This window comes from Bacillus sp. T-10(2022) (assembly GCF_056502895.1).
Genome location: NZ_CP113518.1, coordinates 767670 through 784462 on the forward strand (window position 1 = coordinate 767670; position 16793 = coordinate 784462).

The window sequence follows — 16793 nt, forward strand, 5'->3', positions numbered from 1 at the left end:
ATCGTTTGGAATCCGAGTCCATAAAGGGGCTTAATCGAGGACGCCATATTGAAACTGAAAAATATAGAATTCGAAAAGACCGCTATATGGTGATCTTTTTCATTTTATGAGATAAAGAGAACTCCTTAAAAACAGGTAAGGGTGATTACCATAAAGGAAATGTGTTCTTCATTGTGGAAATGTATTACGGACAATCCCATTTAAGGAGGCATTTTTTTGGAATTAACCATCATTAATACGTTTACAGATCAACCTTTTAAAGGAAATCCTGCGGCTGTCTGCCTGCTTACCGGGGAAAGTGGTAGCGAGTGGATGCAGCGAATAGCTAAAGAGATTAATATGCCTGTTACTGCGTTTATTCACCTTCATAAAGGCGAATGGCAGCTGCGTTGGTTCACACCTTCCGTTGAAATCCCGATTTGTGGACATGGGACGCTGGCAAGCTCTTTCTTTTTGTGGGGTAAAGGATACGTGCCAAGGGATAAACCAATTGCCTATCAGACGAAAAGCGGGATTCTCACTGCAAAATTCGTTGATGGAATGGTTCAGTTGGAATTTCCGTCATTAATCGAACAGGAGACCGCTGCACCTGAATTACTGATAAAAGCTCTAGGTGTTGTGCCTGTGTATGTTGGACAAAACAAATGGGATTATCTAGTCGAAGTTCAATCAGAAGAAATCGTAAGGAATTTAAAGCCGGATTTCAATTCCATTGCCCGAATGCAGATTCGGGGCGTCATTGTAACTAGTCTATCGGATAGCGGTGAATATGATTTCGTTTCCCGTTTCTTTTCCCCTGCCCAAGGCCTTGACGAAGATTATGTAACGGGCTCAGCCCATTGTTGTCTCGGACCCTATTGGAAAAACAAGCTGGACAAAAGTATCACCATAGCCTATCAGGCATCGGAAAGAGGAGGACTATTGAAGGTTGAAGTATCGGAAGACACAGTTAAACTTTCTGGCCATGCCGTGACAATATACGAAGGGAACTTAACCATTTAATGCAGGAGCCGTTTTTGATTTATCAATCGAGAAATATCATTACACTTCAGCCAAATTATTAACATTGACTTAAAGAGTGCAGGAAATTCTTAAATAAGATTTATTCGGTGTGAATGGGAGATATCGATTCACACCGTTTTTTCTTAAATCATTTCTCTTTTTCCCCAACGATCCCATAAAACAAAATCTTCATAATATCCTCAGTCAAAGGAAGGATGCTTTGATAAACCTCTTCCCGTTGGATATATTCATTCATCGCTTTTATATAAAATAAAATCGCTTCATTAGATAAGTCCGGATCAACATATCCTTGTTCCTTGCCCTGGTTAAACAGATCAATAAAGCGGGGCAGGGCCTTTTCTGTATATATTTTTTCCATATAATTGATTCCGGAAGTATATTCCCTCATTAAATATTGATAAAAATCTTCATGAATTTGTTTCGCAGTTTCGTTCTTCGTGAACATGAGTTGCTTTATTTTTTCAGGGAAAGCAATGTTGCTGGCAAGTATTTGTTCAAATTCATCCAATGCCTTATCTGTATAATAAACAAAAACCTCATGAATTAGATTATGTTTGCTTTCGAAGTAATTATATATCGTTACTTGAGATACATTTGCTTTTTTGGCTATTTCTCCAATCGAAATCTTTTGGACACCATACTCCATGAACAAAGCTAAGGCAGCCTCTAGTATATTCAATTTTTTTTGTTCCCTGCGTCGTTGAAATCCGTCCATTTGTTTCACCTCAATCTTAGTTTAATTAAAAATATGTAATAGAACAATAAAATAAGTTCATAAACTATTGTCAGGAATTATTATTTTATATATTATGAACTAAATCGATAAAAATATTTCATAATTTCTTTTCAGAGGAAGAGGTGGATGAGGAATGTCAGTATTGAAAACAACGAATTTAACGAAAAAGTTTGGAAAGTTTACCGCTTTAAATGGTGTGAACATTGAAGTGAATAAAGGTGAGGTATTTGGATTCATCGGTCCTAATGGTGCTGGAAAATCAACAACGATCCGTGTGCTGCTCGGGATTTTAAAAGCGACGGATGGAGAAGCGAAGATTTTTGGCATGGATGCATGGAAAGATGCCGTTGAAATTCACAAGCGGATCGCGTATGTTCCAGGAGATGTGAACCTATGGCCCAACTTAACAGGCGGGGAAGTTATTGATCTATTTGTTGAATTACGCGGGGCAAACAATAAAAGCAGACGCGAAGAACTTATAAAAAAATTCGATTTGGACCCTTCCAAGAAATGCGGGACATATTCAAAAGGGAACCGGCAAAAGGTTGCTTTGATTGCTGCTTTCTCATCTGATGCCGACCTTTATATATTGGATGAACCAACATCAGGTTTAGATCCATTGATGGAAAGAGTTTTCCAGGAGTGTGTGATGGATGCGAAAAATGAAGGAAAAAGCATATTACTTTCCAGTCACATTCTTTCTGAAGTGGAAAGGTTATGCGATAAAGTGGGCATCATTCGGCAAGGACAAATAATTGAAACGGGAACATTGGATGAGTTACGTCATTTAACGAGAACAAGCTTGCTTGTCGAAACGAAGCAGCCTATTCCTGCTTTAGGGAGTGTAAACGGAGTTCGGGATATCGTAATGAAAGACCAAGCACTTTCATTCCAAGTGGATACAGATGAATTGGATAATGTTATGAGGTATATAAGCCAATTTGGAAATGTGAAATTGGAAAGCGCGCCGCCTACATTGGAAGATTTATTCATGAGCCATTATGAAGGTGAAAGGAAGACTTCTGATTCTCGGGCGGGAGGTGCGTTATAATGGCGAATCAGTCCTACCAGAATACAGGAAGACTCTCCCGATTCATCGTACGGCAAGATCGGATTCGGATACCTGTTTGGATAATTTCCCTATCTGTCCTTACCTTTATGGTTGCAATGGCATTCACCGATCTGTACCCGACTGGGCTAGAAAGGCAAACTATTGCAGAAACGATGAAGAACCCTGCAATGACAGCGATGGTGGGGAAAGGTTACGGCCTGGATGACTATACAAACGGAGCGATGATGGCGCATCAAATGTTACTTTTAACCGCTATGGCAGTTGGGATAATGAGTATTTTACTTGTTACGCGCCATACACGCGCAGATGAAGAGGACGGCCGTATCGAAATGATCCGTTCTTTGCCGGCTGGCCGGTTGGCTAATTTATATGCAACCATTTCCGTATCGTTTGGTACGAATGCATTGATCGCGTTAATAACGGGTTTCGGATTATATGCTCTGGGAATTGAAAGCATGGATTTGGAAGGTTCCCTTATGTATGGAGCTGCGTTAGGGGCAACCGGTATTTTCTTCTCGGCGATAACGGCATTATTTGCCCAGATTACGGAGAGTGCGCGAGGTACGATTGGTTATTCCATCACTGTTTTGCTTCTTTCCTATCTTATTCGGGCGATAGGGGATGTCAGCAATGAAACACTTTCCTGGTTTTCACCATTGGGTTGGGTTTTAGGTTCAGAGGTATATGTGAATAATTATTGGTGGCCAATCATCATTACGATCAGTGCGGCAATCATTTTGGTTGTACTATCACTATATTTGAATGCCATCCGTGATTTGGAAGCTGGATTCATACCGGCTAAGCCTGGCAGAGAATATGCTTCATTGTTTTTAAAAAGTCCGCTTGGTCTCGCGCTAAGGCTTCAGCGTACAGGATTAATTGCGTGGGCAGCCGGGATGTTCATTTTAGGAGCTTCTTACGGTTCCGTTTTAGGTGATTTAGAATCCTTTTTTGCAAAAAATGAAATGATGGCCGAACTATTGACGCCAGTTGAAGGCTATTCGCTGACGGAACAATTCTTGACAATGTTGATGTCAGTCATCTCCATGATATGCACCATTCCGCCTTTAATGGCGATGTTAAAGCTTAAAGGGGAAGAAAAAAAGAATCTTACTGAACATTTACTGAGTCGCGCTGTATCCCGTACAAGGCTTATGGGCAGCTATCTTATCATCTCCGTTATTGGCGGTTTTCTTATGATTACGCTTGCTGCAATCGGTCTTTGGGCAGTCGGGAATTCAGTGATGGATGAAGGGATTGCTTTCGGCACTTTATACAGTGCAGCAATGGTCTACCTGCCTGCGATGTGGATCATGATTGGCATTGCCGTGCTGTTTATTGGCTTTGCACCAAAATTATCCGGCTTGACTTGGCTTTACTTGACATACTCAATCTTAGTCGTTTATTTAGGAGGAATGCTTCAATTCCCGGAATGGATGAATAAACTAACACCATTTGGCCATATTCCGAAACTTCCTGTTGAAGATATCGACTTCATGAAAGTATCCATGCTTACCATCATAGCCATAGTATTACTGGCTGTTGGTTTTATCGGATATAACAAACGGGATATCCGAGGTTGACGATTCAACTATGATTCTATTAGTCCTGAAAAAAGCCTGATTCCTCGTTGTTTCAATGAGAAATCAGGCTTTTGGTTATCAGTCATGGGTAATTAATAATAGTACACCTAGCGCAATGATGATAAAGAATAAATAGCTTTCGAATTTCTTCGCAGGAATTCGCTTATTCATGAAGATTCCAAGACCTGTCGCAAGTAATATGGCTGGAATGGAATAAGCGTAAAGAATAAGTGAATCGACGGTCCACAGTCCGCCAAGCGCATGACCCGTCACGACCAGGGTTCCGGATATAAGAAAATGGGCTTGCAATGTTCCGCGAAATCGATCTGGATTCCATCTTCGTAACGTTCCATAGACGACGACCGGCACTCCGTTAAAGTTATAGGCGCTGCCAAGGACTCCCGACGCAAAACCGAAAGGCCATACCCAGCCCTTCGAGTTGAGTAAGGGTTTATCCACAGCCTGAAAAAGTTTTTGCTTTACAAGAGAATATCCCCCATATGCAATCAAAAAAACACCGAGTGCAGAAGTGATGATCATAGAAGGTGCGTAATGCAGCAATGCGAGGCCGGCTGGTATGCCGATGAATGTTGAAGTCGCCAACCTGATTAAAACCGAGCGTTCGATATGCCGCCATCCGCTAACGACGGTAAGTGAAGCAACGGTAAGACCAGCCAATCCAATCAGGGAAACCGAAGTATTAAGCGGAATGTGAAGTAAGGCAAGCAGCGGCATGCTGACAATCGCTTCACCGAACCCGAACATCGTCCGCATCAAGGCGCCGATAAAGACTGCCGCCACCACCAATATGATGCTGCTGATCGTCATTTTTTTACCTCCTGAAGCAAAAATTAACCCTTCTGTAATTATACCATACCAAACTGGTATTTGATCGAGGTAACCATGATTTAAAACAGGTGATTTAAGGCCTTTATTACTCTTTATAATGCGTTTAGTTCACCTTTTAATGGAGAGGTACACGATGTAATTTCCGTCGCTTAGGAGTCTGGAATGAAGATGAAATGTGGGTGTGCATCTTGTGGTGTTGTGTGGTGATAAAGACTTAATTGAATTTGATGTGAAGGTTGTTTTGAAGATTAATAAAGATAACGAAGGGTGGTTTGTGGAAAATATGTTACGGCAATACTTTTTAGGGAGGCTTTTTCCATACAAGCAGATTTAAAGAAAGAGTCATAGCCTTTCATTGGATTTCTCACCAGGAAAGGCTATGAATGCGTTCACCTTTTATCAAGCTTAGCAGAAAGGTAATTTCCGGCGAATTGGACGGATTGAACAATGATGATAAGAAGGAATACGGTTGTTATCATGATGTCAGTCTGAAAACGGTAGTATCCATAACGAATGGCCAAGTCGCCAATTCCCCCGCCGCCCACGACCCCGGCAATAGCCGAGTAGGATATGAAAGAAACGGCAGTAACAGTGAGTCCCAACAGGAGACCGGAACGCGCTTCTAATAATAGTACTTTGAAAATGATCTGGAAGGGGGATCCACCCATAGCAACAGCTGCCTCAATTGTTCCCTTTGGCACCTCACGTAAAGATTGTTCAACAAGCCGAGCTAAAAAAGGAATGGCAGCTATCGATAATGGGATGGAGGCGGCCAGCGGACCTACAGATGTTCCCAATATCGTTCTTGTAAATGGGATAAGAGCAATGAGTAAAATGATGAATGGGAAGGAACGGACCGTGTTGATCATTGCGTTTAAAACGTTATTTAAGATAGTCTGTTCGAGTAATTGCTCCTTTGAAGTTAAAAATGTAATGAAACCAAGTGGGAGGCCCAATAAGATAGCTGCAAATATCGCTATTCCCACCATTAAAAATGTTTGGCCTGCACCTAAGTAAATTTCAGGAAGTAAGGAAATGATATTATCAAACACTTACCTTCACCTCCTCTTCAGATTCATGTTTTAATAGAATTTTACCGATTTTCGTTGTGGGTACGGTTCTATTATCCGCTAAGTTCAATTCCTCCATGATTCTCCCATTTTCCATGACCGCCACCCTATTTGCTAACCTTCGAATTACATCCATTTCATGAGTCACGATCAGGATGGTCACACCATAGGTTTCGTTTATTTTTTTTAGATAGGCCAGGATGGATTGAGTGGTTTGCGGATCAAGTGAAGAGGTTGGCTCGTCACATAGCAATACATTAGGTCTTGTGCTTATGGCACGGGCGATCGCGACTCTTTGCTTTTGTCCGCCAGAGAGCTGCGCTGGATAATGATTGGCTTTATCAGATAAATCGACGATTTGCAGGGATTCAGCTATAATTTTGGCTCGCTCATGTTTTGGTACATTGGCAAGTTCCAATGCCAGACTAACATTTCCTTGTACCGTTCGATTTGCCAAGAGGTTGAAATGCTGAAAAACCATCCCGATTTTGTTGCGTGCTTCTCGAAGCTGTTTGCCAGATAAATCACTAAGGATAGAATCATTTATTGCTATCGTACCTTCAGTAGGCTTTTCTAATAGGTTACCCATGCGCAGTAAAGTCGATTTACCTGCACCGCTAAAACCGATGATCCCATATATTTCATTCTCCTTAATATCCAGATTTACATTGGAAACGGCAGTGAATAATTCATTTTTTACAGTAAATGTCTTACCTACATTTTTAAATGTTATCATTCTGGAACCTCCCAATCTTAAAGCGTTTATATCCATTCATTTAAAATAATCAGGCCGGTGAAATCCTTCAAATTCTGTATTGCTTTCAATCGCTTTTTGAAATTCAGGGGATTGGTAGGCGTTAATGATTTCCTTCACGAATCGTTTTTTCTTATCTTCGGTTCTTACTGCTACAAAATTTTGATATTCAAATGGGGGATCCTCTAAATAAAGGGCAGAAGAAAGTTTCCGGTCGGATACCAAGATGGTATACCCATTGGCTACCGCATAATCTACATCAGGCAAGATTCGGGGAACTTGAGCCTGTTCCACCTCAACAAATGAAAAGTTCACTTTTTGATCGACGATATCTTTTTTGGAGACAGTCAAGGGATCGTATCCTTTTTTTAATTGAAGCCACCCTATTTGTTCAAGCATTCTTAATGCTCTTGCCACGTTAGCGGGATCATTCGGGATTGCCACTTTTTGCCCATCCTTCAATTCATCCTTGCTGCCATGCTTATCGGAATATAAGCCCATAGGTGCTGTGGGGACTTTGATGGTTTCGGTAAGCTCCAGTTTGTTTTCATTGATGAAATTCTTGAAAAAAGCAGTATGCTGAAATACATTTACATCGATGGAGCCTTCGGCCAAGGCAAAGTTTGGTTGGTTTGGGTCACTGATTTCCACGTATTTAACGGAGTATCCTTTATTTTTCAAATAAGGTTCTATGCCTTTTTTCACTTGGTCACTATAAGGACCTGGAGTGAAGCCGAAAATAATTTCTTTCTTAGCTTCACTCGCTGCTTTATCACTGCCGTTGCTGTTGCAAGCTGAAAGCAAAATGACGAATAATAGAGACATGATGATGAACAGAAATGAATTTCTCATGGTATTCCTCTTTTCTTTTTTTGTATAGGGTTCATTCTTTTTTTAGGAATAAAAAAAAGCATGAACAAGGTTTGTTCATGCCGCCGGTTATCCGGTAGGCTTGCATAGTATAGTTTTCCAATTGGAATAATTAAACTATAACAAGAGTATGGATAATTTATCAAGTGTTAATTTTTCTGGATATTTATGGGTTAAAATCAAAAACGCACTTGACCAATTGATTTTATCGGATTATGATAGTGAACATAAAAAAATAGCTTATCGGACAACCGAGAGCCCTTGTTAGGAGTCAGTTCCATACTCCTTCAAGGGCTTTTGTGTTATCCAGGGAGGAGTTGGGAACTTAATGAATAAGAGAAGCCGGCTTGCCGAAAGTTTGAAAGACGGAAGAAATGTTTGGCTTGATGGAAAGAAAATAGACGATCTATATGCCCATCAGGCTTTCACAGGCACTTTAAAGACTTTAACAAATTTGTTGGATATGCTGGATTCACCTGAAGAACAAAAGATTGTCGGATATGAAAGTCCAAAAACAAAGGAATATGTTCATAAATCTTTTCTCATTCCTAAAGATTTGGAAGAACTGATTTCAAGAAGAAAGGCTTTTGAGTTATGGTCGCGGAAAACTTACGGAGTGATGAGCCGATTATCCGACTATGCGAATTCGATGGTCACAGCATATTTCATTGATAGGGATTTCTTTAACCAGTATGATTCAGGATTTTCCGAAAAAATCACTGCATACTATGAACAGGCTAGGGATGAACGGCGTATTGTGATCCAGGCGATTCTTGATCCTCAGATAGATCGGTCAAAGCCGAGTGATGAACAGGAAGATGCTTTATTGAAAGTCATAAGGGAAACGGAAGAAGGAATCGTTGTTAGAGGTGCGAAAATGATTGCTACCGCTTCCCCGTATGCACATGATGTCATCATCATGCCGCATCAGAAGCTGACACCTGATAAAACGGAGCATGCCAATATGTGCATTATCCCTTTGAATCTTCCTGGCCTGCAAATTGTCTGTCGTGAATCATTCGCTTCAAAGGACCAAAAGAAACATCCCTTAAGTGCACAATTTGATGAAATGGACGCTGTATTAATTTTTGATGATGTGTTGATTCCGTGGGAACGTGTATTGATTAGGGGATCCGTAGAAGGAGTGTTTGAAGCTCAGCGGCACCAGCAATTGAACTGTCTCGCCCATCATCAGACGGTCGTCCGCTTGCTGACGAAACTTCAATTCGTTACAGGTGTGGCTACTGCCATCGCTCAATCGATCGGTGTTGATCAATTCTTACAAGTGAAGGAAAAGCTTGGTGAACTATATACCCAAATCGATAGTATAGAAGCGTTGCTTATTGCTTCAGAGGTTCAAGGTTCACTTAACGAAAAGGGCGTTTATCTGCCTGCTCTCGTACCTTTGCAAACGGCCCGAAATCTTGGAACCCGCCATTATCCAAGAGCGATCGAGATTTTAAAACAAATCGGGGCGGGCGGTTTTATCCAGCTCCCTTCTACAACGATAGAGGACAGCAACGACCTCATTCCACTATTGGAAAAGTATTTTAGAGGAGCGAATGTTGATGCCGTCACTAAAACTTCTTTATTTCAAATAGGATGGGAACTGATTGGAAGCACACTGGGATCGAGGCATGATCTGTATGAAAGGCTGTATACCGGGGATCCCATTCGAACCTTCGCTTTTCAGTATGAAACCTATGATAAAGAGCCATTAAAACGAAAACTCCACCGTTTTTTGGAGGGGGTAAATGGAAAGGGGAATCGTGATGATCGAAAACAATCGGTATCTTCAACGACTTAATGATGGCAGAAACATTTGGCTAGATGGGGATATCGTCAAAAACTTAGACGAACACCCTGCATTTAAGGGAACGGTCCATACGATACAATCATTGTTGGATTTACAAACAAAAGCAGACAGTAAATCGTTGCTGACATACAAAACGGAGGAAGGGCTTGATGCGAACCTGTCATTTCTCGTTCCAAGGACGCATAAGGATCTGGAAAAAAAACGTTTGGCGTATCAGCATTGGGCCGATCAGACTTTTGGAGTCATGAGCCGTCTATCTGAATATTCGCGTTCCATATTTACTGGTTGGTTTGCAAACCGTTCAGAGTATGAAGCTGCACATCCAGGTTTTTCTGAAAAAATAGAAAGCTATTACTATCAATCCCGTAATCTTAATTTATTGTCAACAGTTGCAGGGCATGATCCACAAAAGGATCGTTCAAAAACATTAGTGGAAAAGAAACCGGGGATTTTACATATCAGCCGTAAAGATAGCGAAGGGATCTATGTTCGCGGTGCGAAAATGATTGCGACAGCGGCTCCGTATGTCGATGAAATTTTAATCTTTTCCTATCACAAGAGAGGAGAAAATGAACGTGAATTTGCAAATGTTTTCTTTGTGCCTGTCAATGCGAATGGATTGCATATCGTTTGCAGGGAGTCATTTGCCGATAAACGGGAGGAGGATCACCCGTTAAGTGCACGTTTTGACGAAATGGATGCAGTCCTAATTTTTGATGATGTATTCATCCCTTGGGAGCGAGTACTGGTTCATGAGGATCCGGAATTTGCTTGGAAGCTTCGTTGTGATGCCCCTTCATCACTGCTTAGCCAGCATCAAACAGTAGTGAGACTTGTCAGCAAACTGGAAAGTGTCGTAGCAATCGGGAACGAATTAGCGGAAACGGCTGGGGCAACACAATTTCTGCATGTGAAAGAGAAGCTTGCAGAATTGATCATACAGTTAGAAACCATTAAAGCATTACTGCTCGCTTCGGAATATAAAGCAAAAATGTATAACGGCATACTGCTTCCTAATCAAGATTTCTTAGCGACAGCAAGGAATCTGGGAACTAGATTCTACCCAAGAGCGTTGGAAATCCTCCAGCAGATTGGGGCAGGGGGGCTATTGCAGGTCCCATCCAGCATAAAAGAATTGGAAGGTCCCATAGGTCCTTTGTTAAAAGAATATTACCAGGGTACAGAGACATCTGCAGAAGATAGGACACGATTAATTAAATTAACGTGGGATTTATTGGGGAGTCCTCTTGCATCAAGACATGAATTATATGAGAGATTTTATTCCGGCGATCCTGTCAGAACGTATGCAGCACAGTACAATAATTATAAAAATAAGCAGAAACTCGTTGATTATGCTTATGAGGTTTTAAAATAAGGGGGTCCTATAATGTCTGTGCATTTTTACTGGTATGTACCTACAAATGGTGATGGTGAATACTTAGGCCTAAACGAGCCGCAGAGGAAGCCTACCTTGGATTATATAATAAGTGTTGCAAAAGCAGCTGAAAAGGCCGGTTTTGAAGGGATATTAATTCCTACGGGCATACCTTACCTAGACTCATGGATAGTGGGTTCGGCCATCATTCATCATACGAGAACAATTAAGCCGTTAATCGCTTTTCGCCCAGGATTCATTGCTCCGACGGTTGCGGCTAAAATGGCCGCGACCCTTGATCAATTCTCAGAAGGGAGAATGCTTGTCAATGTAGTGACTGGAGGATCGGCAAAAGAATTGGGTCAGGATGGTGACTTCGTTGAGCACAATGAGCGATATGCCAGAACAGGTGAATTCCTTGAAGTCGTACAAAAATCATGGACTGAACAGAAGGTTAATCATATAGGAGAATATTTTACGATCAGTGATGGAGTATTGAATCCAAGCATTCATCAAAGTCCAAATATTCCGATTTATTTTGGAGGTTCATCTGATGCAGCAAAGGAAATTGCAGCGAAATCCGCCGATGTATATTTGCAATGGGGAGAACCAGCCCAGCAAATTGAACAACAAATCAATGACGTCAAACAAAGAGCGAAGAAGTATGGAAGGCAATTGGAATATGGTGTCAGGATTCATGTGGTCGTTCGGGATGAGGAGAGTGAAGCATGGGAGGCAGCCGCAAAAATAATAAGTAAGGCTGACAGGGAAACTCTGAGTAATATGAATCATTACTATGAAACGACGGATTCAGTGGCCCAAAAACGGATGAATGAATTAACGAGGAACAATGAGCGTTTTGGAAGATATGGCTGGTCGGGAATCGGGAAAATCAGGAAAGGAGCGGGTACAGCCATTGTAGGCACCCCTGAACAAGTAAGGGAAGGCCTGCAAGAATATAACGATATTGGCGTCAAGCATTTTATCCTATCCGGTTTTCCTCATTTAGAGGAGGCAGAAAGATTTGGCCAAGCAGTACGACCATTATTTGGAGAAAAGGTTTTATGAGCAGGAAGGTCCATAAAAATAAGGAGGGAAGGATATGAAATTTTCAATCTGGGGGGCTAATTTATCAGGTGGTTTCTTGCGGGCAAACGTAGAACAAAATACGGATGGAAGTATGGAGTATAATCGGAAACTCGCTAAAATTGCAGACCAGCTACAAGTGGATTCCATCCTTTATGCCATTCGCTATGTTGGCAGTATCGGAGGTAGCTCGACGGATAGAGGTCAACTTGATCCCTTATCAGTAATTACCGCTTTGGCAGGGTATACCGAAAGAGTTCATTTTATTGCTGCGGTTTTACCAGGCTTCATTCACCCTGCAACCCTCGCAAAAGTAAGTTCAAGCATCGACATTATCTCAAATGGGAGATTCCACATAAATTTGGTCAGCGGTTGGTTTAAAGAAGAGCAAGAAATGTTTGGGATAGAATGGATTAAGCATGAAGAGCGGTATAAACGTTCAAGGGAATACCTAGAAGTTTTAAAAGGATTGTGGACGACCGATAATTTTTCTTTTCAAGGGGACTATTATCAAATAAAGAATGCGATATTGGCACCGAAACCGATTCAAAAACCATATCCAGCAATCTATCAAGGCGGTAATTCCCAAGATTCCCAAGAGATGGCCGGGGAATTATCCGATTATTACTTTATGAATGGAGCCTCCATAGAAGAGTTGAAAGAACAAATGAATTATGTAAATGCTGTAGCACAAAATCATGGTCGTGAAGTTAAATTTGCCGTTAATGCTTTTGTCATTGCCAGAAAAACGGAAGAGGAGGCAAAAAGCGAATATCGGTATATCATCGAACAGGCAGATGATACGGCGATAGCACAGTTCAAAAACCGTAAAGATACGAAAGGCATGTGGAAAAATGCATCCTCTATTAGTGATTTTGTTGCTAATAATGAAGGATTCAGGACAGGGTTGATCGGCAGTTACGAATCAGTTGCAAGCAAAATTCAGGAACTTCAAGCAATTGGAATCGATAAGATCCTATTAACTTTTCGAAATGCACTTGAGGAATTACCGGATTTTTATAACAACGTTAACAATCGCTTACAATCAGAGTTCATTAAGAAATAAAAATGGACAAAAAATTCAGAAGCTTAATCGAGGATGCCATAATGAAACCTGGATGAATCGGAAAATATAGAATTCAAAAAGACCGCTATAAGTGGTCTTTTTGGGATTGGATTGAAGAAATTTGCGACACTCCTGCCGAATTACTGGCTAGCCGAGACCCCACAGGCACTTACTTTGATGAGGCTTGGCAGACACTCGCTTTCCGCGGGCAATCTTCTTAATGAAGGATCAAACCTTTACCTTTTTTAGTGTACAAGAATCGAAATGGCACTATACACTAATAACAAAGCCATGATTACATTAAACTGACTTCGATACTTTGATAAAAACGTTTGAAAAACAGAACCGAACATACTCCAGCAGAACGTACTCATAAAACCAACAAAAGCCAGAAATAATGAAAAGAATAGTAAGCTGAAATTTGAAGAGTGATAAGGTAGTATGAAGGTCGATATTGCCGTGATGCCATATAGGATGCCTTTTGGATTTATGAATTGTAAAAGCATGCCAGCTATAAAACTGTTGTTCCTGTCATCATTATCGTCCTTATCTTTATTTGAACTGGAAATGATTTTTATGGCCAGATACAGCATATAAATTGCACCTAGGATCGTCATGATAAATTCAATCTTTGGTATGAAATTTTCAAGCAAAACATTAAAATAACTGCACAATAACATTATTACAAAAAAACCGGCACCTACCCCGAAACAAAATTTAATCGTCTTTTTTAACCCGTACTTGTTCGCAAATAACATGGCCATGATGTTATTTGGACCTGGAGTGAAACTCGTAATAAAAACAAATAGCAAAAAAGATAGTAAAGGCATGGTTGACTCCCCTTTGTATGTTATAATGTCCAAAAGTGACATTATAACGACTTCCTTTTTATTGTACAATGCGGACGTTATATTGTAAATAAGGAGCATTTTTATGGAAGAGATAAATTTTATTATTGCTAACAATTTAAAAGCCATCAGGGAAAGTAAAAAATTAAGTCTTGAAAAGGTTGCAGAATTAACTGGAGTAAGCAAAACGATGATCGGACAAATAGAAAGGGGAGGATCGAGCCCTACGATTACAACAATTTGGAAAATAGCCAATGGATTAAAGATTTCATTTTCTTCATTGATAAATAGTCCGCAGCCGGATACAAAAATTGTTTTAAAAAGTGAAATTCAATCATTATCTGAAGATAACGGCAAATATCGAGTTTATCCCCACTTTCCCTTTGAGGATGAGAAGCGCTTTGAAGTATATTCAGTCGAGATAGAAAAAGGTGGATTCCTAAGTTCCGATTCGCATAGGGATGGAACGGAAGAGTACATAACTGTTTTTGAAGGGGAAGTGACTGTACGTGTAAATAACGAAGAATATACAGTAAGGAATGGTGATTCTATCAGGTTCAAGGCTGACAGACCGCATGCCTACCATAATTCAGGGGAAACATTGACTCGATTAAGCATGATCTTATATTATCCAGCTTAAAAAAGGGAGTAATGTAGTTCTGTTAATTATATCTTTGCAAAGTGAATATCCCCTATAGATTGCCTGTTGGTAAGGTCCGCCTGTTGGGGATACTGCTTCAACAAGTCAAAGGCCCAACGATTTGACTTGTTATCAAATTACTAGTAAACTGATGGTGCATCAAAGATGGGAGGTAGGCTTAACATGGATAGACGGGGATTTTCGGATGAGAACAAATTGAGTTTGCTGATTTGGCTGCGAATGGTTCGTTTTTATCAAAGAAGCAATCAGCTTTCGAATGAACACTTACAGCATTTCGGCGTAACCGCTGCACAATTCGATATGTTGGCACAAGTGCTTATCCATCAGCCTGTTTCACAAATCGAATTAGCGGAGCACCTAACGATAAGCCGTGGAGGCGTATCACATATGCTGACAAGGCTGGAAAAAGAGAACTTGATCGTCCGTAATCAACAATGGAAGGTTAAATATATTTCATTAACGGAAAAAGGGAAAGAGTTAATGGAAAAGGTCATGCCTATTCAATCCGATTTCCAAGCTTCATTATTCGATATATTGGATGATGAAGAAAAGAAGCGCATGCATGAGATGATGATAAAGATTCATAGACATAGTTTACAGATGGAAGTGCCTAATCCCAGCCAGGAGGAATCCTAAGACTGGATCAGGCAGCCATAATGATAGCATTCTTATCAGTTTACTAGTAACTTAAGGGAGGAATGGAGTAATGAAAAGTGAAAATCATTTTAAACGGGATATTGTCGAAGTGAAAGATGTGAAGCTTCAAAGGTATAGTCCGATTCATACGGCCGGACCAATCATAGAACCAGGAAACTGGGAAAAGAGTGATCCGTTCCTTTTAATGATGGAGGATAAATTTCAAAAGGGATCATTCGATATTCACCCGCACAGGGGAATCGAAACCGTTACATTCGTCATTGACGGAACGATCGAGCACTATGACAGTCATACCGGGGATGGAGGGATACTTGGACCTGGTGATGTCCAATGGATGACAGCGGGAAGCGGCGTCGTGCATAATGAGGTGCCTTCCGAAGGTGTGACTGCCCATTCCCTTCAACTTTGGGTCAACCTTCCCCGGAGTGAAAAGATGACGACACCAAGATATCAAAACTTAATGGCAAAAGATATGCCGGTCAGAAAAGAAGAAGGAGCACTGATCCGTGTCTTTTCCGGATCATCCAAGGATGTTATCTCGACAACGAAAAACCATGTTCCCGTGACGATGGTGGAGATGGTTCTGGAGCCAGGAGCATCGGTCACACAGAATTTACCAGGAAGCTTCAACGGATTCATCTATCTAATAGAAGGAAGCGGAATCTTCGGTAACAACGAAGTGAGAGCCTCAAAGGGACAGGTCTTATGGCTGGGTGCTTGTAAAGAATCAGGGGAAAGTGAAGTTGATATAACGGCAACTGAACCTTTAAGACTTGTTTTATATGCAGGAGAACCTTTAATGGAGCCTGTTGTTGCCCGCGGACCGTTTGTCATGAATACTGAAGAGGAAATCGATCAGGCATACTTTGAGTATCGGCAAGGGACTTTCTTGAAGCATTGATATGAAAATTTCGACAAGGGCATCGTAACTGATGCTCTTTTTTTTGAATCCTCCCATAAGAATAGGTAAATATTGATGGCAAAAGGGAGTGTATTTAATGCGTGGATCGGAAAAAATGCTCCGGAGTCCGAATAATGAGGTGAAGGTTGAAAAAATTCGTGAACGGTCGAATAAAGTACGGTGAAGGTCGAATAAAGTGCCGGAACGGTCGAATAAATTCGTGGAAGGTCGAATAAAGTGCAAACCTCTGAAATCAACTGGACTTTTTTTAAAAAAACTGGAGGCTAACTAGTCTTCTTCGTCATTGTCTGCAGTCTGGGAGAGATTTAAATCTCTCCCTTTTTTGATTTTTAGCAATTAGGTATAAAGACCAAGGGTTATTCCAAAAAAACTGATTCTATTTTACCACTAATTAATTTTCTTGAT

The 16793-nt window shown here is 40.8% G+C and carries 16 protein-coding genes; 10 read left to right on the forward strand and 6 right to left on the reverse strand.

Annotated elements, in window-relative coordinates; translation table 11 throughout:
• The first annotated feature begins 216 nt into the window (after positions 1-216).
• Entirely contained in the window at positions 217-1002 is a 786-nt protein-coding gene (locus OSJ91_RS03665; RefSeq protein ID WP_413015476.1) for a PhzF family phenazine biosynthesis protein, read from the forward strand.
• A gap of 148 nt (positions 1003-1150) precedes the next feature.
• Here the strand turns inward: OSJ91_RS03665 and OSJ91_RS03670 are convergent, their stop codons facing one another.
• A complete protein-coding gene (locus OSJ91_RS03670; RefSeq protein WP_402906157.1) occupies positions 1151-1738 on the reverse strand; it encodes a TetR/AcrR family transcriptional regulator in 588 nt (195 codons plus the stop codon).
• 154 nt (positions 1739-1892) lie between these two features.
• On the opposite strand from OSJ91_RS03670, the gene OSJ91_RS03675 reads away from it, so the two are divergent.
• Together OSJ91_RS03675 and OSJ91_RS03680 are read left to right on the forward strand one after the other, a co-directional pair.
• The gene (locus OSJ91_RS03675; RefSeq protein ID WP_485891011.1) at positions 1893-2810 is read left to right on the forward strand and encodes an ABC transporter ATP-binding protein; all 918 of its coding nucleotides are present in this window, start codon (positions 1893-1895) and stop codon (positions 2808-2810) included.
• Entirely contained in the window at positions 2810-4414 is a 1605-nt protein-coding gene (locus tag OSJ91_RS03680; protein WP_485891012.1) for an ABC transporter permease, read from the forward strand. Before OSJ91_RS03675 ends, OSJ91_RS03680 begins: the two co-directional genes overlap by 1 nt.
• Before the next feature lie 78 nt (positions 4415-4492).
• On the opposite strand, the gene OSJ91_RS03685 is transcribed toward OSJ91_RS03680, so the two are convergent.
• From OSJ91_RS03685 to OSJ91_RS03700, 4 genes are all read right to left on the reverse strand, one after another.
• Positions 4493-5242 (reverse strand): sulfite exporter TauE/SafE family protein, encoded by a 750-nt coding sequence (locus OSJ91_RS03685; RefSeq protein WP_485891013.1) that lies wholly within the window; start codon positions 5240-5242, stop codon positions 4493-4495.
• A 410-nt stretch (positions 5243-5652) separates the two neighbouring features.
• Positions 5653-6315, reverse strand: coding sequence for a methionine ABC transporter permease (locus tag OSJ91_RS03690; protein WP_350301257.1), 663 nt, complete (start codon positions 6313-6315; stop codon positions 5653-5655).
• Positions 6308-7069 (reverse strand): methionine ABC transporter ATP-binding protein, encoded by a 762-nt coding sequence (locus OSJ91_RS03695; protein ID WP_413015489.1) that lies wholly within the window; start codon positions 7067-7069, stop codon positions 6308-6310. The genes OSJ91_RS03690 and OSJ91_RS03695 overlap by 8 nt, the downstream gene beginning before the upstream one ends.
• A 36-nt stretch (positions 7070-7105) precedes the next feature.
• On the reverse strand, positions 7106-7939 hold the full coding sequence (locus OSJ91_RS03700) for a MetQ/NlpA family ABC transporter substrate-binding protein (protein WP_485891014.1): 834 nt from the start codon (positions 7937-7939) through the stop codon (positions 7106-7108).
• A 346-nt stretch (positions 7940-8285) separates the two neighbouring features.
• Here OSJ91_RS03700 and OSJ91_RS03705 point away from each other — a divergent pair, with 346 nt between their 5' ends.
• The 4 genes from OSJ91_RS03705 to OSJ91_RS03720 are packed head-to-tail and all read left to right on the forward strand — an operon-like array spanning position 8286 to position 13300.
• Positions 8286-9764, forward strand: a complete 1479-nt coding sequence (locus OSJ91_RS03705) for a 4-hydroxyphenylacetate 3-hydroxylase family protein (protein ID WP_485891015.1) — start codon at positions 8286-8288, stop codon at positions 9762-9764.
• On the forward strand, positions 9712-11148 hold the full coding sequence (locus tag OSJ91_RS03710; protein ID WP_350301261.1) for a 4-hydroxyphenylacetate 3-hydroxylase family protein: 1437 nt from the start codon (positions 9712-9714) through the stop codon (positions 11146-11148). Before OSJ91_RS03705 ends, OSJ91_RS03710 begins: the two co-directional genes overlap by 53 nt.
• A gap of 12 nt (positions 11149-11160) precedes the next feature.
• Positions 11161-12216: an LLM class flavin-dependent oxidoreductase gene (locus OSJ91_RS03715; protein WP_485891016.1), complete on the forward strand. Its 1056-nt coding sequence runs from the start codon at positions 11161-11163 to the stop codon at positions 12214-12216.
• 34 nt (positions 12217-12250) lie between these two features.
• Positions 12251-13300 carry an LLM class flavin-dependent oxidoreductase gene (locus OSJ91_RS03720; RefSeq protein WP_485891017.1) on the forward strand — a complete coding sequence of 350 codons (1050 nt, stop codon included), beginning with the start codon at positions 12251-12253 and terminating at the stop codon, positions 13298-13300.
• A 245-nt stretch (positions 13301-13545) separates the two neighbouring features.
• Here OSJ91_RS03720 and OSJ91_RS03725 read toward each other — a convergent pair whose 3' ends face one another.
• Positions 13546-14130: a LysE family transporter gene (locus OSJ91_RS03725; RefSeq protein WP_485891018.1), complete on the reverse strand. Its 585-nt coding sequence runs from the start codon at positions 14128-14130 to the stop codon at positions 13546-13548.
• Between the two features lie 103 nt (positions 14131-14233).
• On the opposite strand from OSJ91_RS03725, the gene OSJ91_RS03730 reads away from it, so the two are divergent.
• The 3 genes from OSJ91_RS03730 to OSJ91_RS03740 all read left to right on the forward strand — a co-directional run bounded on the left by OSJ91_RS03730 (position 14234) and on the right by OSJ91_RS03740 (position 16367).
• Positions 14234-14788, forward strand: coding sequence for a helix-turn-helix domain-containing protein (locus OSJ91_RS03730; protein WP_350301265.1), 555 nt, complete (start codon positions 14234-14236; stop codon positions 14786-14788).
• A 183-nt stretch (positions 14789-14971) separates the two neighbouring features.
• Positions 14972-15445, forward strand: a complete 474-nt coding sequence (locus OSJ91_RS03735) for a MarR family winged helix-turn-helix transcriptional regulator (protein ID WP_350301266.1) — start codon at positions 14972-14974, stop codon at positions 15443-15445.
• A gap of 70 nt (positions 15446-15515) precedes the next feature.
• Entirely contained in the window at positions 15516-16367 is an 852-nt protein-coding gene (locus OSJ91_RS03740) for a pirin family protein (RefSeq protein ID WP_485891019.1), read from the forward strand.
• Positions 16368-16793 lie beyond the last annotated feature (426 nt).